The following is a 19,910-nucleotide window of genomic DNA, read 5'->3' as shown; positions in this document are numbered from 1 at the left end:
GGTTAGTTCGCCGCCGGAAGGCGGCGAACCAATGCTCTAGGATTTAGGCTCGAGCCTCCCGGCCGCGCAGTTCTTCGTTGGGCAAGGGAAAAATAAAGGCCATTGAAAGTAGAACAAACAGGGCTGCGTAGAGGAAAATGTTTTTCTCTGCGTTGGTGATGCCATTGCTGAGGGCTTGGTGCAGTTTGATCTTGGTTTCCTCGAGCTGCGCTACCACTTTGCGGGGCACCTCCTCGAGGGCCTGCTGCTCAGCTTTGACCAGGTTCTCGTGGGTGGCCTGTACAGCCCGCTCCAGCGCCTGGGCCCGGGCTTTTTGCAGGTTTTCCCGAACTGCCGCGATGGCCGCTGCCTGGGCTTTGGCCTGGGCCTGGGCCAGACCCGCCTTGACCCCGGCAATGGCCTGGGCAAGGGCCTGGGCCTGGGCTTGCTCTAGGCCCGCCTTAATCCGGGCTGTGGCCTGTTGCAAAGCGGCTTCCTGGAGTTGAGGCGCCTGGGCCCGCACCTGGGCCAGCACCCCCGGCTGGGCCTCCACGGGCGGCGGGTTGTCGAGCAGGCTCCGCAGACGAGGGTCGAGCCTGGGATTCTGACGCAGGGCTTGTTGTGCACTCTCATCCCCCTGCCAGGCCGCCTCGAGCAAGCGCACGGTTGCTTGTAGCTGGGCCTCCACCTGGGCCGCCAGGCCGCCCTGCGGAATCTGGCTTTTGAAGGCAGAGGGTATCTGCGGGTTCTGCTGCACTGCTTGATAAGCCTGGGCATCCCCGTTTAAGGCCGCCAAGAGCAGCTTTTCTAGCTGTGCAAACTGGGCGGGTATACCACCTTTCACCAACCGGGCCTTCAGGTCGGCTGGAATCTGGGGGTTGTGGATGAGCTGGTTGTAAGCGGCTACATCCCCCTCGAGGGCCGCGATCACCAGACCCTGCAACTGGGCAAACTGGGCTGGAATGCCGCCCTTCACCAGCCGGGCTTTAAACTCTGCCGGCAGGTTGGGGTCGCGCACCAGGGCCTCGTAGGCTTTGATATCCCCATCGAGCGCCGAGACCATCAGACCTTCCATCCGCTCAAACTGCGCCGGAATACCCCCTCTGGTGAGCTTCGATTTGAACTCCGCCGGCAGGTTGGGGTCGTGCATCAGGGCCTCGTAGGCCTGGGTATCGCCTTTGAGAGCTGCTATCACCCGGCCCTCGAGCTGCTTAAACTGCGCCGGAATGCCACCTTTTACTAGGTTTTCCTTGACCTGGGTGGGCACCTGGGCATCCTGCAATAGGGCGGCGTAGGCCTGGGTATCCCCCTTCAGGGCGGCCACAATCTGGGCCTCGAGCTTGGCAAACTGCTCATCGAGGTTGAAGCCAACCCCCGCCTCGTTGCTCCTTTGCACCAGCGCACCCGGACGGCAGGCCGCATCGTCGGGGAATACCTTGCAGGTTTCAGTAGTAAGGCTCTTGGCTAAGAGCGTGCCCATCAGGGCGATGCCCACCGTTGAACCAATCTGCCGCATCAACTGGGTAAAAGCCGTGGCAGAGCCCAGGCGCTGGGGCGGTACGTTGTTCTGGGCAGCAATCTGCAGCAGCGACTGGGCGGGGCCCAACCCCAGTCCTAACAGGAAGAAAAACAACACCGCCAGCCAGAGGGGGGTATCCACCTTAATCAAGAAGTGCAGGGTGAGAAAAACTGCCAGCAGCCAGCCGGTACCCAGCAGCAGCAGGGGCTTGAAACGGCCCAGCCGCCCCGAGAGCACCCCGCTGCCAGTAGCCCCCAAGACCACCCCCAGCGTAAGGGGCAACACCGTCACCCCCGAGGCCGAGGCCGAGACCCCCTTCACCACCTGCAAGTACAGGGGCAAGAAGGCCACCGCCCCCAGGAAAGCAGGGCCGTAGAAGAAGGTTGCAGCCGAGGCCAGACTAAAGCTGCGCACCCGCAGAACCGAGAGGTCAAAAAGCGGGTGCTGCACACGGTTCTGCGACCATACCCACAACGCCAGGGCCAGCGCGCTCAGCCCCAATAGGCCCAGAATTTGGGCGCTGAGCCAGGGGTAGGTACTGCCCCCCCAGGAAAAGGCCAGCATTAGCGGCACCGTCCAAGCTACCAGCAAGGTAGCCCCCAGGTAGTCGAAGCGTTCGCGGTGCTCTGGGCTCAGCCGGGGCATATAGCGCAAGATGAACCACAGCGCCACCGCCCCTACAGGCATGTTGATGTAAAAAACCCAGTGCCAAGAGAAGTGATCCGTCAGGAGCCCCCCCAGCCACGGCCCCACCGCACTGCTCACCCCAAAGATGGCTCCGAAGAACCCCCCCACCCGCCCGCGCTCGCGGGGGGGGAAGAGCACGGCGATGGTGGTCAGGGCGAGGGCGAATAAAGCCCCACCGCCTATCCCCTGGACTCCACGGAACAGGATTAACTCGGGCATGTTCTGCGACAAACCCGCAAGCGCCGAGCCCAGCAGGAAGATGGCGATTGCCACCAGCAGAATAGCCTTGCGGCTGAAAAGCTCGGTCAGGCGGCCAAAGATGGGGGCGGAAACAGTGGAGGCCAGCAGGTAAGCGGTGGTCACCCAGGCGTACAGCTCGGCGCCGTTAAGGTCGGCGATAATTTTGGGCAACGCAGTCGAGACAATGGTCTGGTCGAGCGCAGCCAGGAAAAGCCCCAGCAGAATCCCAATGAAGGTGAGCTGGGTTTCGCGGGAAGTGCTTTGGGATGGGGTTTGGGTTGAGGGGTTCACAGTGAATTACTCCTTGTGGGCAGGGGTCTCTTCTCGCGCCAGAATCTCCAACCACTCGGCAAAATGCCGGCGCTGCTGAGGGCTTAGTCGTTCCAGGCGGCGCTCCAAAGCCTTCAGGATGTGCTGGCGGCTTTCCTCCAGCGCTGCCCGACCGGCCTCGGTCAGCTCAAAGCGGTAGCGGCGCAGGTCGGCAGGATCCAGCGAGCGCACCACCAAACCGGCCTGCTCGAGCCGCTTCAACATCTGGCTGATGGTAGGGGCTGGCATCTGCATGGCCCGCACCGCCTCGGTGGGGTAATGGTGGCGCTCAATTTCGGCCAGAAGCCAGGGGTCGGTTGGGGCCAGGCCGAGGTGCTCGAGGTGGGGCACCACCTCCTCTCGCAAACCACGGGACAGCCGCCATAGGTTGGTAAGTAAGCCCCAGGTCATACTTTCGTTAGTATAGTTTCAAAACAAACTATTGTCAAATAAAATCTTTATGAAGACACTTTTCGCCCTCAAAACACCGGGCTGCAAAAAGGGCTATAAAATGGTGCCTATGGAAATTGTAGGCCTTCGCGGCGCGCCCCACGAGACCCTCCGAGCCCTCAAGGAAGCCCTGAAGGGCGTTGACTTTCCCGAGGCTGTGGCGATCTATATCACCGACTGGCAGGATCGGCGAGCCCAGGCCCGCTTCGCCCTCTTTGTGCGACAGGGCAAGCACCGCGTCTTAAGCCGAGATGCCTTCGGCCCACGGTTTGGCCTCGAGGGCGACGCGGCGCTCAAAGACCTGACCCTCTGGCTGATTGAACGGGGCGTGACCGACTTCAAGGAAGCCGTGGTAGCCCCCTCCGAGTTCGCGGCATTGTTTGAGCTCGAGGCGGAAACAGCTCAGAAGCTGATTATGGCCAGCGCCAACCCCACCGACCCCATGCTCTACATAAAACGGGAATTCACCAGCCGGATGTAATACCAGACTCGGTTAGTTCGTCACCATTCGGTGGCGAACTAACCCGACCGAAGTTATCCGCGTAGCGGAGGGCGATACCTCCCTTGGAAGGGATACGCTTTCTTCGCCGAGCGTAGCGAGGGGTGTGCTCTAGGATTCAAAAAGATAGCCTCTGGAGGTCTCTGTTCTGGATGGCTATCTTTTTGCATCCGGTATCAAACATTAAAACCAAACATCCGCATCTGGCGCTTGCCGTCCTCGGTCATGCGAGCCGGCGTCCAGGGCGGTGTCCAGACAAACTCCACATTCACAGCATTAACACCTGCCAGGCGCATCACCGCTATCTCGGCATCGGCCTTGACAATGTCCTGCGCGGGGCAGCCAATGGAGGTCAGGGTCATGGTGATGTCTACAATGCCGCCTTCCTTAACTTCGGCCTCGTAAACCAACCCCAGATCCACCACGTTCACCGGAATCTCCGGGTCGCGCACAACCTTGAGGGCCTCCAGAACTTGTTCTTTGGTGGGTAGCGTGGTCTCGCTCATAGCCCTATGGTACTTTAGGCCGGAGCCACACATGCTGAGCCGCATTCCAAAAAAGAGCGAGCTTGTACTTGCTCCTTCCCCTCACATAAAGCGCTTGCGCCGGCGGTAGCTTTTGACGTCCTTGTAGCTCTTGCGCCCACCCGACTTGGCTACGCCCAAATAGAACTCCTTCACGTCAGGGTTGGTCTCCAGGTATTCCCGGGTACCTTCCAGGGCAATCCGACCCGACTCCATGATGTAGCCGTAGTGGGCCACCGAAAGGGCCACTCGAGCGTTCTGTTCCACCACCAGCACCGTCACGCCTTCCTCGGCATTGATCTGGGCCACAATATCGAAAATTTCCCGTACCAGCAGGGGGGCCAGACCCAGACTCGGCTCGTCCAGCAGCAGCAGCTTGGGGTTGGCCAGCAGGGCCCGCCCAATGGCCAGCATCTGCTGCTCACCCCCGGAGCAGTAGCCCGCCAGACGGGTCTTGATCAGGGCCAGCTTGGGGAAGTAGTGGTAGATGCGCTCGAGATCCTCTCTTACCTTGGCCCCATCCCGCCGGGTCACCGCACCCACCCGCAGGTTCTCCTCCACCGTGAGGTGCTTGAACACCCGCCGCCCCTCCGGCACCTGCACAATGCCCTTTAGCACAATCTGCTCGGGCGGCTTGTTGGCGATGTTTTCACCCCGGTACAGAATGGAACCCGAGACCACCTGGCCGTCCTCAGGCACCAGCAACCCCGAGATGGCCCGCAGGGTGGTGGTTTTTCCCGCTCCGTTGGGGCCCAGCAAAGCGGTAATCTGCCCCTCGGGCACTTTCAGCGATACCCCGCGCAGCACCTGGATGATGTCCTTGTACACCACCTCGATGTTATTGACTTCCAGCAAAATGGGGCCCAGGTCTTCAGGGTGCATATAACCTCGTTGGTCACCCATAGCCGGTAGCTTGCTCGAGCCCGTGTCTACCGGCTATGGGGCGACAGTCTGATGCTATGGGTTGCGCACCTGCCGGAACAGGGCCGAAGTGAAGGGCTCGGTTACCGGCACAAACTTACCACCCCTGGCTTCCAGCACCCGCAGGCCCTCGGCACCGGTCTGCTCGCTGCGGGTAAAGTCAATCTCGATGCCGGCTTTGGTCGAAACCGCAAAGCCAGGCTTGAAGGCGTTGGGGCCGTTCATGCCAATCAAGGCCTGGTAGACGGTTTCGTTGTCAATGCGCCCATTGAAGCGCTGGGCCGCCCGCTTCATGGCCTCTATCGCTATAGCCGCCGCCAGCATCCCAGCGGTGTAGTTGGTGGAGTTGAGGATGTCTGCACTGCGGTTATATTTTTGAGCCAGCTGCTTCTGCAGGTTGATGCCCGGTGCGTTCTCGTCCAGGGTGTAGTAGCTGCTGGCCCACAAGAACCCCTCAGCGGCATCCCCTGCCAGACGAATCAGATCCGAGCCGCCGGTGTACACCGCCCCCATCTGACGAATCTTGCGGTTCAGGCCCAGGCGCTGGGCGTCCTTGAGAATGTTGGCCACCGGCCCGGCCACGTTCTGGTGGATGATAAACTGCGCCCCTGCTGCATCCAGGGCCCGCAGCAGCGCGGTGTTATCCAGGTTGCCACTCCCCACCTCCCGCACATCCACGATGGTCTGGCCCAGGCGCTGGGCCGCCCGGCGGGCGTGATCCACCACCGCCCGCCCAAAGGGGCTGGGGTTGATCACCAGGGCAATCTTGGCGTTCTTGGTGGTGCGGTTGATGTACTCCATCAAAGCCACCACCTGCTCGGAGTAGCTGCTCACCGGCAAGAACATGTACTGGTTGTTGGGTGGGTCAATCAGCCCGATGTGGGCCGAGGCCGGGATGGTGGGCATCTTCACCTCGTTGATGAGGGGCTTGAGTTGCAGCATGGCCCCGGTGGAGTAGCCCAGGTAAATAGCTGGCTTGGCCCGATCCAGGGCTTCCTCAAAGATGCGCTGGGTGTTGGGGTTCTGGTACTGGTCGTCGCGCACCGTGCAGTTCAGGGTAAAGTTAGGAATCAACTTCTGCTCGTTGGCGTACCTGCAGTAGTCCTCCACGCCGGCCCCGTAAGGCCCTCCCACATCCGAGGTCGGGCCGGTTATGGCCCCCGACCACAACAGGTTTACCGTGCGCCCTTGGGCCATAACCAGCCCCAGGAAGGCCATTGCCACTAAAATTATCGCTCGCTTCATGATGCCTCCTCTATCTCGCCTATTGCAACGCGCCTGTCGCGGTGTTGCCCAGTCTTCCCTGCCCCGCTAGTACCTGAACGGCCAGGTTCGAAAATAACTTCGCAAAAGCCGCCACCAGTTGTAGAGGCCTCTTGGCTCAAAGATCAAAAACAGCACAATCACCAAACCAAAGGAAAGGGGCAGCAGGGCCGAGGCCACATCCACACCGGCCGGGGTGATGCTCTGAATAAAGGCGTTGGACTTCATCCATTCGGAGAGGCGCTCCATGTAAAGCCGCAGGAACTCGATAAAGGCCGGGCCCAGTAGGCTGCCCACCACCGTGCCCAGCCCGCCCACGATGGCCATAGCCAGGAGCGCCACCGAGCGGCTTAGGGTAAACTCCTCAACCACCACCGCCCGCTGCATATAGGCCAGCAAGCCCCCGGCCACCCCGCCATAAAAGGCCCCCAGGGCAAAGGCCATGAGCTTGGTTCGGCCCGGATCCATGCCCATGGCGTCGGCTGCGCGGTCGTTGTCGCGCACGGCAATAAGGGCCCGGCCATACTTGCCCCTTAGTAGATTGCGCCAGGCTATCACCATCAGTACCAGTACAAACAGGACAACGTAATACCAGAAGTAGTTGTGGTTGCGGAAACCGATTTCCAGGCCCAAAAAGTTGCGCATCTCCACTGGAATGGCCGCCCCCTGGGCCAGGGCCGGGCTGCGCCCCACCACCCAGACAAAGATCTCCTGAAAGGCCAGCGTGGCCAGCGCCAGGTAGAGGTGCTTAACCCGAAGGCTGGGGATGCCCACGATGAAGCCGATGATGGCCGCTGTAAAGCCCCCCAGGGGAATGGTCAGCCAGAAGGGCAGGCTGGGTGCGCTCAGGGCTACCGTATAGGCCCCTACCCCCATGAACGCTGCCTGTCCCACGCTGATCAGGCCCGCGTAGCCGGTGGTGATGTTGAGTCCCAGCACGGCAATGGCGTAAATCAGAATGAAGTTGAGCACCAGCACCTGTGAGCGCTCGAGAAACAGCGGCAGTATACACAGTGCCAGCAAAAGCAGTACCACCGAGACAATCTCGCGGTAGTTGGCAAAGATGGTGGTGTCCTGCACGTAAGAGGTGCGGTAGTTGCCAGTCTGAGCCCAGGGGTTACGCATCGACATCCCCCATGCGACCGTCAAGCTGAATGGACGTGCTCATACCCGCTCAATCTCCTCGGTACCAAATAGCCCGTGCGGCTTGAACCACAGCATCACCAGCAGCACCACAAAGGGCATCACGTACTGCGAACCGCCCCCTACCAGGCCAATCTGGCTAAAAAGCCCGTCCAGGTAGGCGGTGGAAAAAGACTGCAGGACACCGATGATAATTCCTCCCACCACCGCCCCCGGCACCGAGTCCAGTCCACCCAAAATCACCGCCGGAAACACGGCCAGCCCGATGGCGATCAGACCATCCTGGTTCAGGCCTGAGACCGCCCCCACCACAATGCCCGCGGCAGCAGCAGTAAGCCCGGCCACAGCCCAGGCCAGCGCAAACACCTGCTGTACCGAGACCCCCACACTCATCGCGGCCATCTGATCGTCGGCCACGGCCCGCATGGAGACCCCCAGCACCGAGCGCTGGAAGAACCAGCTAAACAACACCAGGAAAATAGCGGTAAAGCCAATCGCTAAAAGCTGCGGGTACGAAACGTTAACACCGCCCAGGCTAAGACCGCCCTGCGGTAGGAATTGCGGAAAGGTGAAGTTGCCCGAGCCAAAGGGGGTCAGGTACATCAGTCCGTCCAGCACGCTGGCCAGCCCGATGGTCACCATGATGACCGAGATGATCGGCTGGCCTACCAGCCTGCGCAGAAAAACCCGCTCGACCAAAAAGCCCAGCCCCGCGGTAAGCAGCATAGCCAGCAGCGCCGCCAGTAGAACCGGCAGCTTAACCCACACCGCCAGGGCATAGGCCATAAAAGCCCCAATGGCAATGAACTGACCGTTGGCAAAGTTGATAACCCGGCTGGACTTGTAAATCAGCACAAATCCCAGCCCCGCTAGGGCGTAGATGCAGCCCACGGCCACACCGGAAATGAGGTTTTGCACAAAATCAACCATACTACACCCCCACTATTTCAGGCTTTCCGTCGGCCTCGAGCACCCGTACCTCCACCGAGACTTTTTGCACCGTGCCGTCCTGGTATTTGAACTCGGTATCTACCTGTACTTTGTCGGTGCCGCCATACAGCGCATCCACAATGGGCTGGTAGCGCTGCATGATGAACTTCCGGCGCACCTTGCCGGTGCGGGTTAGCTCGTCGTCGTCGGCGTCGAGCAGCTTATAGAGCAGCACGAAGCGCCGAATGCGCAGGTGCTCGGGAAGGCCCTGGTTGACATGCTGGACTTCCTTGCGAATAAGCTCGGCCACCTGCGGTTTTTGCGACAGATCGAGGTAGGTGGTGTAGGCAATCCGGTGATCCTCGGCCCATTTGCCTACGGTCTGGGGATCTACGTTGATGAAGGCGGTCAGGAAGGGCTTCTGGTCGCCAAAAACCACCGCTTCTTTGATGTAGGGGCTAAACTTGAGCTTGTTCTCGATAAACTGCGGGCTGAACATCTGCTGGGTACTGGTGTGCATCACATCCGATACCCGGTCGATCACCACCAGGTGCCCTTCGGGCGTGAGGTAGCCGGCGTCGCCGGTATGCAACCAGCCATCGGCGAAGGTCTCGGCGGTGGCCTCTGGGTTCTGCCAGTAGCCCGCCACCACCGCGTCCGAACGGCAGAGAATTTCGCCGCGCTCGCTGATTTTGACCTCGCCACCGGGAATCGGAAGCCCCACCGTGTCGGCCCGCACGTCGCCGTCGCGGTGCACGAAGGCAATCCCGATAATCTCGGTCTGGCCGTAGATTTGCTTGAGGTTGACCCCAATGGCGTGGTAAAAGCGGAAGACATCCGGGCCCAGCGCCGCCCCCCCGGTATAGGCCCGGCGCAGCCGCAAAAAGCCAAGCTGGTCGCGCAAAGGCTTGAACATGATCTGGTCGGCGAACCAGTAGGCCAGGCGCAACCCCAGGGGCATGGGTTTACCGCGCATGCGGTAGTCGGCGGCGCGGTAGCCGATTTTGAGCATCTGCTGGTAGACCCAGCGGTTGAAGGCGTAGGTCTCGGAGATGCGCACCCAGGTCTGGCTCTGGATGCCCTCCCAGACCCTGGGCGGGCTGAACATCACGTGCGGCCCAATCTCCTTGAGGTCGGCCATGGCGGTCTCCACCGACTCGGGCATGTTGACGGCAAACCCACCGGCCAGGGCCATCCCCACCGACATCATCTGCTCGCCAATCCAGGCGAAGGGCAGAAACGATAGGTAGTCGTCGGTGGGCTTTAGTGGGTCGATCTCCTGCAGCGCCACCCCCATGTGCAGCAGGTTGCGGTGCCGCAGCATGGCGGCCTTGGGACGGCCCGTGGTGCCGGAGGTGAGGGAGAGGTGGCAAACGTCCTCGGGATGGCCCTGGGCGATGCGCTCCTCCACGGCCTGGGGGTGCCTCTGCAGGTATTCCTCGCCCAGCCGCTCCACCTCGTCGAAGCTGATAATCCAGGGGTCGTCGCGGTAGGCCCGCATCCCCTTGGGGTCTTCGTAGATCACCTTGCGCACGCTGGGAATTTCGCTGCGGATTTCTAGGAGTTTGTCTACTTGCTCCTGGTCTTCGGCCACCACGAAGGCCGCCCCAGTGTACGAGAGCACGTAGGCGATCTCGGGGGGCAGCGAAGACTGGTAGACACCCACCGAGATGCCTCCCAGGGCCTGCGTCCCCAGTTCGGCGTAGAGCCACTCAGGGATGTTGTCGGCGATTACCGCCAGCCGCTCCCCTTTTTCGAAGCCCAGGGCCAAAAGCCCTGCGGCAAAGCGGGTCACGTGGCGGTAGTAGTCGGCGAAGGTAATTTCGTTCCAGATGCCCAGATCCTTCTCGCGGATGGCCACCTGTTTGGGCATCGCTCTAGCCCGCATTTGCAGCACCTGCGGGAGGGTGTATTTTTTGAGTTCGTAACCGGAAGGCATCGCGGATGGCTTACGCCCCATGATCCACCCCCACGTAGGCTTCCTGCACCCGCGGGTTCTGGCTGACCTCCTCGGGCAGGCCCGACGCAATCACCTGGCCGAAATCCAACACGTACACCCGGTCGGAGATGTCCATCACCACGCCCAGGTCGTGCTCGATGAGGATGATGGTGGTGCCCCGTTCGGCCCGGATATCCAGGATGAAGCGCACCATGTCTTCTTTTTCCTCCAGGGTCATGCCGGCCATGGGCTCGTCCAGCAGCAAGAGCTTGGGCGCGAGGGCCAGGGCCCGGGCCACCTCGACCCGCTTGCGCACCCCGTAGGGCAGGTCGCCTACCAGGGCTTTTCGGTAGGGCTCGAGCTCCATGAAATCTATGATCTCCTCGCAGAAGCGGCGGTTCTCCACCCCCACCCGCATGGCCCGGCCGTAGATCAGGATGTTGTCCAGCAGGTTGTAGTGGCCAAAGGTATGGCGGGCCATCAGGAGGTTCTCCAGCACCGACAGGCCGGTGAACAATTCGATATTTTGGAAAGCCCGGGCGATACCAAATTGGGTGACCTGGTGGGGCGAGGCGCGGGTCAGGTCGTGGCCCTCGAAGGTGATGCGGCCCGCACTGGGGTGGTAGAAACCGGAGATGCAGTTGAGCAGGCTGGTCTTGCCCGCGCCGTTGGGGCCAATCACCGAGACCAGCTCGCCCTGGGCGACCTCGAGGGAAACCTCGCTGAGGGCCCTCACCCCACCGAAGTTCAGCGATACACGTTCTACCTTGAGCTGCACCTGGCCTCCTAAAACTTCCTAATAAACACCTCAAAGGCGCTTTGCGGATGACTAACAAACAAGCGTTTGGTTGGGGCTGAGTATACCGATGGCCCCTATAGCATGTCAACGTTTTGCAATCGTTTACGCAAAAAAACGTTATATTGCAAGCATTGCAAAAAGTACAGATTTTTGCCATGAGAACACCGCTTGGCCACAGCCCACATTTGGCAACCCACCCCCGCTTCCCGCCTTGGGGTGAATGTGCTAAACTTTTAGGGTTGCCTGGCTCGACCCGGCAGGATATTTGTCTGGCCCCTTAGGCCAGTTCTCTGGAGGAAGCGATGAAACGCACTTGGCAACCCAACAAGCGCAAACGGGCAAAAACCCACGGTTTTCGCGCCCGCATGAAGACCGCCAATGGCCGCAAGGTGCTGGCCCGCCGGCGGGCCAAAGGCCGTGTGAAGCTTACCGTCAGCAGCGAGCCCCAGCTCCGCCGCTAGGCCCAGCCCATTGGCCCAGCTCCCCTCTGCCGGGGAGTTTTTTTTCCTATCTAATTTGCCCATGCCGTTCTCTTCCCTCAAGGGTGAAAAAGCCTTCCAGCGCCTTCGGGGGGGGCGTGTGGGGCGTGGCAGGTATCTGACGGTGCGCTGGTTTCCCCTGCGGCCTACCGCCTTCAACCCGGTGCGGGTGGGTATCGTGGTCTCGAATAAGGTCTCCAAAAAAGCCACCGTGCGAAACAAAATCCGGCGTCGCCTGCGGGAGATTCTGCGCAAAATGCACCTTCCGCCGTGTGAGATGGTGGTCGTGGCCCAGCCCGAGGCGGTAGGGGCGTCCTACTGGGACTTGCTCAAAGATTTAACCCATGCCCTAAAAAAGAGCGGGCTGGTACAATGACACAGGTTGGTTTGCTCTATGGTAAAGGCTTGGAGCATCGGGTGATGATCAATCTGTTTTTGCAAGGAAGCGTGCGTTTCTATCGGCGCTTTATATCCCCTTTGAAGCCGCCCACCTGTCGCTTTTATCCGACCTGCAGCCACTACGCGCTGGAGGCGCTCGAGCGTCACGGGCCTTTTTGGGGCCTGTACCTGAGCATCAAGCGCATCCTCAAGTGCCACCCCCTGCACCCCGGTGGGCTGGACTATGTACCCACAGAAAGGCCTCGAGTCCGCTGGAACCCCCTGGACTCGTTGAAATAGAAGGAGCTACTGGATGAAACGCTGGTTCTGGATAAGTTTGGCTGTGTTTGCCCTGGCCCCCGCCCTGGCCCTCTCCCCTGAATGGCGCGATGTGGACGTGAACAAAGACGGCAGGCCCGAGAAGGTGGCCGTCACCAACCTGGCCGACATCGCCTTCAACGAGCAGGGACAGATTGTGGGCTGGTACATCAAAACCGTGCGTGCCACCGACTTCAGGGGCAACTACGACCGCGCCCCCAACCTAGTACGGGCCGGACAAACCCCGCCCGGAACCCTCGAGGGTTTTACCCCCACCAGCCGCGAGTTTATCCGCCGGGAGCCGGGCAGCCCCGACGCCGACTTCATCGCCCGCTTCAGCGACGGCAGCACCACCCTGACCTACACCATCCACCCCCGCTTCCTGACCATAGACGTAGACGTGCAAAGCCCCACCCCGCGCAAACTGGTCTGGACGGGCATCGGCGGCACCGACACCCCCATCACCAAATGGCTGGGGCAGGGCAACAACCAGCCCCTCAATGCGGGGCAGGGCCCGGCGGTGTACGTGGGCTGGCAAACCCAGAAGGCTTCGGGCTTCGCTATGTTTATTCGCCCGCAAACCCCCACCCCCATCACCCTCACCCAGCTCAACGGCACGGGGATTGCCGAAATCAGCGTCCCAGCGGGCAGCCTCAACCTTAAGGTGTATGGAGGGGCCAACGAGCTGGTGCGCCTGAGCGTGGAGAACTTCTACGAGCTGCCGGGGGTTTTCCAGCCCAACATCTGGGGTCAAATTTCGCTGGGCCTGCTGTGGCTGCTGGAAGAGGCCCACCGCCTGGTGGGGGGTAGCTGGGTGCTGGCCATTGTGTTGGTGACCATCCTGATCCGGCTCTTGATGTGGCCCCTGATGCACCAGCAGTACAAGAGCATGGCCGAAATGCAAAAAATCCAGCCCCTGATCAAGAAAATTCAGGAAAAGTACAAAGACAACAAAGAAAAGCAGCAGGAAGAGATGATGAAGCTCTACCAGGAACACAAGATTAACCCCCTGGGCGGCTGCTTCCCCCTGCTGCTCCAAATGCCCATTTTGTTCCTGATGTACAAGATTATGGTGGGCTACGAGTTTGGGCAGGGCTTTTTGTGGATCAGAGACCTTGCGCTGCCCGACCCCTTGTACATCCTGCCCTTTTTGTACGTGGTAGTTCTGCTGGCCTCCACCTGGCTTTCAGCGGCGGGCAACAAAGACGCGTTGCGACAAGGCATCCTCATTAACCTGATTTTTGCCTTCTTGCTCTTTAGCTTCCCAGCGGGGGTCACCCTGTACTGGCTGCTCTCAACGATTATCAGTGTGGGGCAGCAGTGGATTATAAACAGGCAACTGGGCCTGCCTATGCACCCAGCCAAAAGCTAGTTCGGTCTGTTTATGCACCGGTGCGGCATCTTGCTGTGCCGGTGTGTCTTTTTGAATCCCAGAGCATTGCTTCGCCGCCTTCCGGCACCGAACTGACCGAATCCGGTATGGCAACGTCAGGTCACGGTATTTCTTGTGCCTGGTAAGCTATAATCGGACGATTAGTTATGGATGACAAAAAGCGCGGACTCGACGATCTGTTATCCGACCTGGGGATTGGGGAAAACGAAACCGCCCCCGAGGTCGTACTGAAGGAGGAAGAGGCAGCCCCCATCGTAACCCAGCCAGCCCCAGCGCAAGACCCCAAAAGCGTCCTCGAGCACTTTATGGTGGGGCTCTTGTTGCGCCTCGACCCGGCCTACTCGGTGGATATTGCTCAGGAGGAGAACCTCTTCCGGGTTGAGATTCTGGGCGGCGACTCGGGGCGGGTGATTGGGCGCGAGGGCAAAACCCTGCAAAGCCTCGAGTTTATCGCCAACGTAGCCATGGCCAAACACTTTGGCTCGGCCTACCGGGTGATGCTGGACGCGGCTGGCTACCGCCGCCGCAACGAGGAGCGCATCCGGCGGATAGCCTCGGACGCCGCACTGCAAGTGGAGGTGAGCGGTCAGCCCATCGAGCTGCCGCCCATGCGCCCCAGCGAGCGGCGCTTAATTCACGTGATGCTCAAGCAGCACCCCAAGGTGACCACCACCTCCGTTGGTGAGGGGGAGGAGCGCCACGTGGTGGTTCTGCCCCGCACCGCCTCTTCTGCCTCCCCCGAGAATGACCTCGAGTAAAAGCCACCTGGCGCTTTTGCAAGCCCTGCAGCAAAAGCTGGTGGCCGCTGGCAAACCCGCTGTCGAGTCCCGCTGGATTCTGAGCCACGCCGCCCGCCTGAGCGATGCCCAACTGGCGGCCCGTCTGAGACAGCCGGTTCCACCGGACGTAGAAGAAGCGGCCTGGAGCCTCTTGAATTTGCGCCTAAGCGGCCACCCCTTGCAACTGCTGCTGGGCGAGACGGAGTTTTACGGGCTCCGGCTTAAAGTGGCACGGGGGGTCTTGATTCCCAGGCCCGAGACCGAAGGACTGGTCGAGCAAGCCCTGGCTTATCTGCCGCTTCATACACCGGCGCGGGTTCTGGATGTCGGCACGGGCAGCGGGGCCATTGCGCTGGCCATCAAGGCCCTGCGGCCCCAGGCCATGGTCTGGGCCACCGAGATCAACCCCCAGGCTCTTCAGCTCGCCAAGGAAAATGCCCTGGGCCTGGGCCTCGAGGTCACCTTCCTGGAGGCCCCCTTTACCGCCAACCTGACGGGGCTCGACCTGATTATCTCCAACCCGCCCTACCTGCCCGACAGCTACCGCCTGGAGGCCCCGCCCGAGCTGGCCTACGAGGACGAAAGCGCCCTCTACGCCGGCCCTGAGGGGCTCGACGTGGCTCGAGCGCTGCTGCCCCAGGCCTGGGACGCCCTCCAACCCGGCGGCTGGCTGTGGCTGGAGCTGGCCCCCGAGAACGTTTACACGCTGCTCGAGGAAGCCATCGCGCAGGGCTGGCGCCAAGCCAGGGTGTTCCGCGACCTGGCCCAGCAACCCCGCTACCTGGGTGCTCAGAAGCCCGCTCAGGCCGCTGCTGGGCTTGCAGATGAGAAGGCGGGCCGGCTGGCCTCGGGCAGGAACTAACTCAGCAGCACCCACAAAAACCGCGATAGAATCTGACCCATGGACTTGCGTGCCTACCTGCAAACCGCCCTCGACGCCGCCTATTTAGCCAAAGGCATCCACCAGTACTACCAGGAAAAAGGCTTTACCCAGAGCAGCAAGTCCACCCCCACCGATCTGGTCACCCAGGCCGACCACGAGTCGGAGGCGGCCATCCGAGAACTCATCGCCGCGCGCCACCCCGACCACGTGGTGCTGGGCGAGGAGCAGGGCCAGGACAAAGAAGGGGCCTTCCGCTGGATTGTAGACCCCCTGGACGGCACCGTAAACTACGCCCATGGTTTTCCTTTTTATGCGGTGAGCATTGGCCTGGAAGCCCACGGCGAGGTGGTGCTGGGGGTGGTTCTGGATACCGCTCGAGGCGAGCTGTTTACCGCTACCAAAGGGGGTGGGGCTTACCTGAACGGTCGTCCCATCCGGGTTTCCACTCGTTCAACCCTGGTGGGCAGCCTCCTGGCCACCGGATTTCCCTACGACGTAAGCAAGGATACCGAAAACCTGACCTACTTCCAGCGGGCATTGACCAAAGGGCTCATGGTACGGCGCCCCGGCGCGGCGGCCCTCGACCTGGCCTATGTGGCCGCCGGGCGCCTGGACGGCTTCTGGGAGGTGAAGCTGAACCCCTGGGACGTGGCCGCGGGCTGGCTCATCGTCAGTGAGGCGGGGGGGCGGGTAAGCGGCCTTCAGGGCGAGGATTACCGGCTGGGCAACCGCTACCTGGTGGCCTCCAACGGCCTAATTCATCAGCCCTTGCTGGACACCCTCCACGGGCGATAGGCAAAGGCAGGGGATCGGTTGGTGAAATCCCCCAAAGATGGAGAGGCTCGAGGGTACACAGTACCCGCCGCCGATGCCGAGGTCTTCCTCGAGCGCAACCGGCGGGTCTGCCTGGCCTGCGGAATGGAGCTGCCCAAGGATTTTGTGGTCGCTTGTGGTTTGCAGCGACGCTGCCCCTACTGTGCGCACAAATACCCGCTGGGCGACTACCGGCAGGCCATTCAGATTACCTTCCGGCCAATATCCCGCCGGTATAGGGCGTGCTCGAACCTGACTGCGGCCACCCCGGTGTAGGCCCGCTCGAGGGCTTCGCGCAAGTCGCGCCCAAGGCCCACCACATTGAGCACCCGGCCCCCGTTGGTGACCAGCCCCTGTGGGCCCCGGCGGGTGCCGGCCTGGAAGTAGAGCACCTGCTCTGGGGGTAGCTGGGGCAGCGACAGCGGCAGGCCTTTGTGGGGGTCGTCGGGGTAGCCGGGCGCGGCCATCACCACACAGGCCGAGGCCTGCTCCCGCCAGCGGATTTCCAGCTCGTGCAGGCGGCCCTCCACCACCGCCAGGGCCAGCTCCACCAGGTCGGTCTCCAAGAGCGGCAGGATGGCCTGGCACTCCGGATCGCCAAAGCGGGCGTTGAACTCCAGCACCTTGGGCCCATCGTCGGTGAGCATCAGGCCGGCATAGATGACCCCCTTGTAGACAATCCCCTCGGCCCGCAGGCCGTCCACCAGGGGCTTGAGCACCCGTTCGACAATCTCGGTCATCAGGCCGGGCGCCAGGGGGTAGGGGCAGATGGCCCCCATGCCCCCGGTCATGGGGCCGGTATCGCCGTCCAGCAGGCGCTTGTGATCCTGGGAGGGCAGCAGGGGCTTGATGGTTACGCCGTCGGTCACGGCCAGCACGGTGACCTCGGAGCCGCTCAAAAACTCCTCGATGACGATCTCGGCCCGCTCGGGCCCCGAGAGGATGTTGGTCACGGCCTGCTTGGCCTGCTGCAGGCTGGTGGCCACCGTCACACCTTTACCAGCGGCCAGGCCCGAGTCCTTGACCACAATGGGCGCCCCCACGGCCTCGAGGTAGGCCAGGGCATCAAGCACATCGCTAAAACTTTGGTGCCTGGCAGTAGGAATACCAAAACGCGTCATCAGCCCCTTGGCAAAGGCCTTGGAGCCTTCAATCATGGCGGCCTGCTGGGTGGGCCCGAAAATTTTCAGGCCCTTCTCCAAAAACGCATCGGCGATGCCCTCCACCAAGGGCCCCTCCGGCCCCACCAGGGTCAGCTCGATGCCCTCCCGAAGGGCCCACTCAGCCAGTCCGCGCACATTGCCATCCCAGGGAACGCACTCGGCCAGCTCGGCCATGCCGGGGTTGCCCGGCGCGGCGTACAGCTCGCGCACCAGCGGCGACTGCGCTACCTTCCAGCAGATGGCGTGTTCCCGCCCACCTGAACCCACAACCAAAACTTTCACGGAGCTAAGAATAACAGGGGGCGGGGCCAAACAGGGATAGGGGGTGAGGGGGCCACAAAGCCTCCCGCTCGCTACACCTCCCCCTTCAACACCCGCCGCACCGCCTCGGGGTAGGCCAGGTGTTCCTGCTCCAGAATACGGGCGGCCAGGGTTTCTGCGGTATCGCCCGGCAGCACCGGCACCCGGCGTTGCAGCACGATGGGGCCGGTGTCCATCCCGGCATCCACAAAGTGCACCGTGCAGCCCGTCTCGCTTACCCCAGCCTCGAGGGCCTGGCGCTGGGCGTGCAGGCCCGGAAACTGTGGCAAAAGCGAGGGGTGAATGTTGAGAATGCGCCCCTCCCAGGCCTGCACAAACCCCGGCGATAGCAAGCGCATAAAGCCCGCCAGCAGAACCAGGTCGATGCGGTGGTCATGTAAAAGCCGGCCTGCCACCCGTTCAAACTGTTCGCGTCCACGTTCTTTGGGCCAGGGCACATACTCGGCTTCAATCTGCGCCTCGACGGCCTTTTGCAAGGCCAGGGCCTCCCGCCTATCGGAGATCACCAGCACGATGTGGCCCAGGGGGTTGTCGTGGGGAAAGGCCTTGATCAGGGCTTCCAGGTTGCTCCCGCGCCCCGAGGCCATCACCGCCATGCGGGCGGGCCGTCCTAGAGGAAAGTAGCTCATCCAATCACCCTCCAGTTACGCTGTAAGGCCAGCTCTCGCAGCCTGGGTTCAGGGTATACCGCCACCGGCTCTTCGGCCAGCTCGAGCATAGCCAGATCGGGCAGGCTGTCGCCATACGCCCTATAAAGCACCTCACCATCCAACAGCTTGCGCAGGTGCTCGGCTTTATGCGCCCCTGAGCGCACCGGCCCCCGCAACCGCCCGGTAAAAACGCCGCCTTCGACCTCGAGGGGCGTACCCAGGGCCACCACCCCCTCCCCCATCCGCCGGGCAAACGCCTCCAGAATGGGCTGGAAGGTGGCCGAGCACAGCACCAGCCGCCGCCCATCCTGCCGTAGCCGGAGGAGTTCGTCCAGCACGTCCTGTCGCCGCTTGGGCCAGAGCTCGTTGGTCACCACCCACTCGCTCACCGCGGCCAGCTCGGCCTGCCCCAACCCCGCCAGCAAGCCCGCCGCTCCTTCCATAAAGCGATCCTGAAAGGCCCGCCTGTCTTGCAAGCCCAGCCGTGCAGCCACTGCACCCGGCAGGTTCCGGTAGAAAAACCACTGGTATTGCGCGGCCCGCCCGTGCGCCTGCATCCAGGCAGCCAGGCCCCGCCAGGTCTCGCCGGTAGTAAGGGTGCCCTCGAGGTCTGCTGCAATGGTGTTCATAGCGCCAATACTACCCTTGCGCCGGGGTACTTATAAGCGTAAGGGGCCTGCTTCTTTGATGTGCACGGCGGTTCTTGGGTTGCGAAGCCCAAAGCCTAGGCCCCCATGCCGGAGAACTGCCGAAGCCCTTTGCGCCATAGCCAGCGGTTGATCACCCAGAAGACCGCAAACCAGATCCCCAGCACCAAGAAGCCCTGCCCCACCCCACCGGGCACCGGCAGCCCGGCAAACAGCGCCGCCGGGAAGTAGACCAGGTAGGGGAAGGGCGTGAAGAGCGCAAGGTTGCGCACGGCTTCGGGAAATACCGAGAGGGGGGCAATCAGGCCCGACAAAAACAGGTAGGCCACAAACCATAGCTCCTCCACTGCAGCCCCGCGCTCGGTCCAGAAGCACAGCATGGCGAAGGTGTACTGCATCAGAAAGCGCAGCAAAAAAGCCGCCAGCGAGGCTGCCAGGCCCAGCAACACCCCCTCTACATCGGGCACAAAGCGGGCCTGTGGATACACCAGCAGAAAAACCGCCACAATCAACAGGCCAAAGGGCAGCCGGGTCAGGCGCTCGGCCAGGTGCTGCATCAGGTGATCCCAGCCGGGGTCAATGGGCTTCAAGAGCTTGAACGATAAGCGCCCCTGCACCACGTCGTCCTGAAACTCCCAGATCACCCAGACGATGGTGAGCTGGCGCACTAGAAATACGCACAGAAAGTAGCGGGCAAACTCCGGGGCCGAAAGTGCAAAGTCACCCCCTTCCGCAGCCTGGGTCCAGACCCCCATCAGAATAAGGGGCAGCATGGCCGAAAGGGCCCAGAGCAGCACCTCAGCGCGGTATTCCAGGAAGTAGGCATACCAGGTGGTCAAAAGAGCACGGAGTTTGCGTAACACCCCTTTAGTTTAGGCCAACCA

At 61.8% G+C, this 19,910-nt stretch carries 21 protein-coding genes and 1 pseudogene; 9 read left to right on the top strand and 13 right to left on the bottom strand.

Features of this window, described 5'->3' with window-relative positions; genetic code table 11:
- Positions 1–43 precede the first annotated feature (43 nt).
- Together MTAI_RS15665 and MTAI_RS00550 are read right to left on the bottom strand one after the other, a co-directional pair.
- Positions 44–2,716 (bottom strand): MDR family MFS transporter, encoded by a 2,673-nt coding sequence (locus tag MTAI_RS15665; RefSeq protein ID WP_027888069.1) that lies wholly within the window; start codon positions 2,714–2,716, stop codon positions 44–46.
- A gap of 6 nt (positions 2,717–2,722) precedes the next feature.
- Entirely contained in the window at positions 2,723–3,145 is a 423-nt protein-coding gene (locus MTAI_RS00550) for a MarR family winged helix-turn-helix transcriptional regulator (protein WP_027888070.1), read from the bottom strand.
- A gap of 109 nt (positions 3,146–3,254) precedes the next feature.
- On the opposite strand from MTAI_RS00550, the gene MTAI_RS00545 reads away from it, so the two are divergent.
- The gene (locus MTAI_RS00545) at positions 3,255–3,665 is read left to right on the top strand and encodes a DUF3197 domain-containing protein (protein ID WP_027888071.1); all 411 of its coding nucleotides are present in this window, start codon (positions 3,255–3,257) and stop codon (positions 3,663–3,665) included.
- 194 nt (positions 3,666–3,859) lie between these two features.
- Here MTAI_RS00545 and MTAI_RS00540 read toward each other — a convergent pair whose 3' ends face one another.
- The 7 genes from MTAI_RS00540 to MTAI_RS00510 form a co-directional block, all read right to left on the bottom strand.
- On the bottom strand, positions 3,860–4,189 hold the full coding sequence (locus tag MTAI_RS00540) for a metal-sulfur cluster assembly factor (RefSeq protein WP_027888072.1): 330 nt from the start codon (positions 4,187–4,189) through the stop codon (positions 3,860–3,862).
- Positions 4,190–4,270: 81 nt separating this feature from the next.
- Positions 4,271–5,089, bottom strand: a complete 819-nt coding sequence (locus tag MTAI_RS00535) for an ABC transporter ATP-binding protein (protein WP_027888073.1) — start codon at positions 5,087–5,089, stop codon at positions 4,271–4,273.
- Positions 5,090–5,164: 75 nt separating this feature from the next.
- Positions 5,165–6,373 (bottom strand): ABC transporter substrate-binding protein, encoded by a 1,209-nt coding sequence (locus MTAI_RS00530; RefSeq protein ID WP_027888074.1) that lies wholly within the window; start codon positions 6,371–6,373, stop codon positions 5,165–5,167.
- A 66-nt stretch (positions 6,374–6,439) separates the two neighbouring features.
- Positions 6,440–7,516 (bottom strand): branched-chain amino acid ABC transporter permease, encoded by a 1,077-nt coding sequence (locus tag MTAI_RS00525; RefSeq protein ID WP_027888075.1) that lies wholly within the window; start codon positions 7,514–7,516, stop codon positions 6,440–6,442.
- Between the two features lie 39 nt (positions 7,517–7,555).
- Positions 7,556–8,464, bottom strand: coding sequence for a branched-chain amino acid ABC transporter permease (locus tag MTAI_RS00520; RefSeq protein WP_027888076.1), 909 nt, complete (start codon positions 8,462–8,464; stop codon positions 7,556–7,558).
- Between the two features lies 1 nt (position 8,465).
- Complete coding sequence (locus MTAI_RS00515) at positions 8,466–10,403, bottom strand: long-chain fatty acid--CoA ligase (RefSeq protein WP_027888077.1); 1,938 nt, start codon at positions 10,401–10,403, stop codon at positions 8,466–8,468.
- Between the two features lie 10 nt (positions 10,404–10,413).
- Positions 10,414–11,181: an ABC transporter ATP-binding protein gene (locus MTAI_RS00510; protein ID WP_027888078.1), complete on the bottom strand. Its 768-nt coding sequence runs from the start codon at positions 11,179–11,181 to the stop codon at positions 10,414–10,416.
- Positions 11,182–11,504: 323 nt separating this feature from the next.
- Here MTAI_RS00510 and rpmH point away from each other — a divergent pair, with 323 nt between their 5' ends.
- From rpmH to MTAI_RS00470, 8 genes are all read left to right on the top strand, one after another.
- The gene (gene rpmH, locus MTAI_RS00505) at positions 11,505–11,663 is read left to right on the top strand and encodes a 50S ribosomal protein L34 (protein WP_013012433.1); all 159 of its coding nucleotides are present in this window, start codon (positions 11,505–11,507) and stop codon (positions 11,661–11,663) included.
- Between the two features lie 61 nt (positions 11,664–11,724).
- A complete protein-coding gene (gene rnpA / locus MTAI_RS00500; RefSeq protein WP_027888079.1) occupies positions 11,725–12,057 on the top strand; it encodes a ribonuclease P protein component in 333 nt (110 codons plus the stop codon).
- A gap of 44 nt (positions 12,058–12,101) precedes the next feature.
- Positions 12,102–12,359: a membrane protein insertion efficiency factor YidD gene (yidD, locus tag MTAI_RS00495; protein WP_036197074.1), complete on the top strand. Its 258-nt coding sequence runs from the start codon at positions 12,102–12,104 to the stop codon at positions 12,357–12,359.
- Positions 12,360–12,372: 13 nt separating this feature from the next.
- Positions 12,373–13,749, top strand: a complete 1,377-nt coding sequence (locus MTAI_RS00490; protein ID WP_027888081.1) for a YidC/Oxa1 family membrane protein insertase — start codon at positions 12,373–12,375, stop codon at positions 13,747–13,749.
- 167 nt (positions 13,750–13,916) lie between these two features.
- The gene (locus MTAI_RS00485; RefSeq protein ID WP_027888082.1) at positions 13,917–14,528 is read left to right on the top strand and encodes a Jag family protein; all 612 of its coding nucleotides are present in this window, start codon (positions 13,917–13,919) and stop codon (positions 14,526–14,528) included.
- Positions 14,515–15,411: a peptide chain release factor N(5)-glutamine methyltransferase gene (prmC, locus tag MTAI_RS00480; RefSeq protein WP_027888083.1), complete on the top strand. Its 897-nt coding sequence runs from the start codon at positions 14,515–14,517 to the stop codon at positions 15,409–15,411. Before MTAI_RS00485 ends, prmC begins: the two co-directional genes overlap by 14 nt.
- Before the next feature lie 39 nt (positions 15,412–15,450).
- Entirely contained in the window at positions 15,451–16,227 is a 777-nt protein-coding gene (locus tag MTAI_RS00475; protein ID WP_027888084.1) for an inositol monophosphatase family protein, read from the top strand.
- Between the two features lie 21 nt (positions 16,228–16,248).
- Complete coding sequence (locus MTAI_RS00470; RefSeq protein WP_131455650.1) at positions 16,249–16,521, top strand: hypothetical protein; 273 nt, start codon at positions 16,249–16,251, stop codon at positions 16,519–16,521.
- On the opposite strand, the gene purD is transcribed toward MTAI_RS00470, so the two are convergent.
- From purD to MTAI_RS00450, 4 genes and pseudogenes are all read right to left on the bottom strand, one after another.
- Positions 16,449–17,690: a phosphoribosylamine--glycine ligase gene (gene purD / locus MTAI_RS00465; protein ID WP_027888085.1), complete on the bottom strand. Its 1,242-nt coding sequence runs from the start codon at positions 17,688–17,690 to the stop codon at positions 16,449–16,451. The genes MTAI_RS00470 and purD overlap by 73 nt on opposite strands.
- 80 nt (positions 17,691–17,770) lie before the next feature.
- A pseudogene (gene purN / locus MTAI_RS00460) lies at positions 17,771–18,358 on the bottom strand (phosphoribosylglycinamide formyltransferase); the annotation flags it as partial.
- A complete protein-coding gene (locus tag MTAI_RS00455; protein WP_027888087.1) occupies positions 18,355–19,008 on the bottom strand; it encodes an HAD family hydrolase in 654 nt (217 codons plus the stop codon). The pseudogene purN and the gene MTAI_RS00455, both read right to left, overlap by 4 nt.
- 95 nt (positions 19,009–19,103) lie before the next feature.
- On the bottom strand, positions 19,104–19,889 hold the full coding sequence (locus MTAI_RS00450) for an ABC transporter permease (RefSeq protein ID WP_027888088.1): 786 nt from the start codon (positions 19,887–19,889) through the stop codon (positions 19,104–19,106).
- Between the last annotated feature and the right edge of the window lie 21 nt (positions 19,890–19,910).

The organism is Meiothermus taiwanensis WR-220 (assembly GCF_003568585.1).
Taxonomy (GTDB): Bacteria; Deinococcota; Deinococci; order Deinococcales; family Thermaceae; genus Meiothermus; species Meiothermus taiwanensis.
Note: the sequence above shows the minus strand (reverse complement) of the source record. Positions and strands in the feature narration are given on the sequence as shown.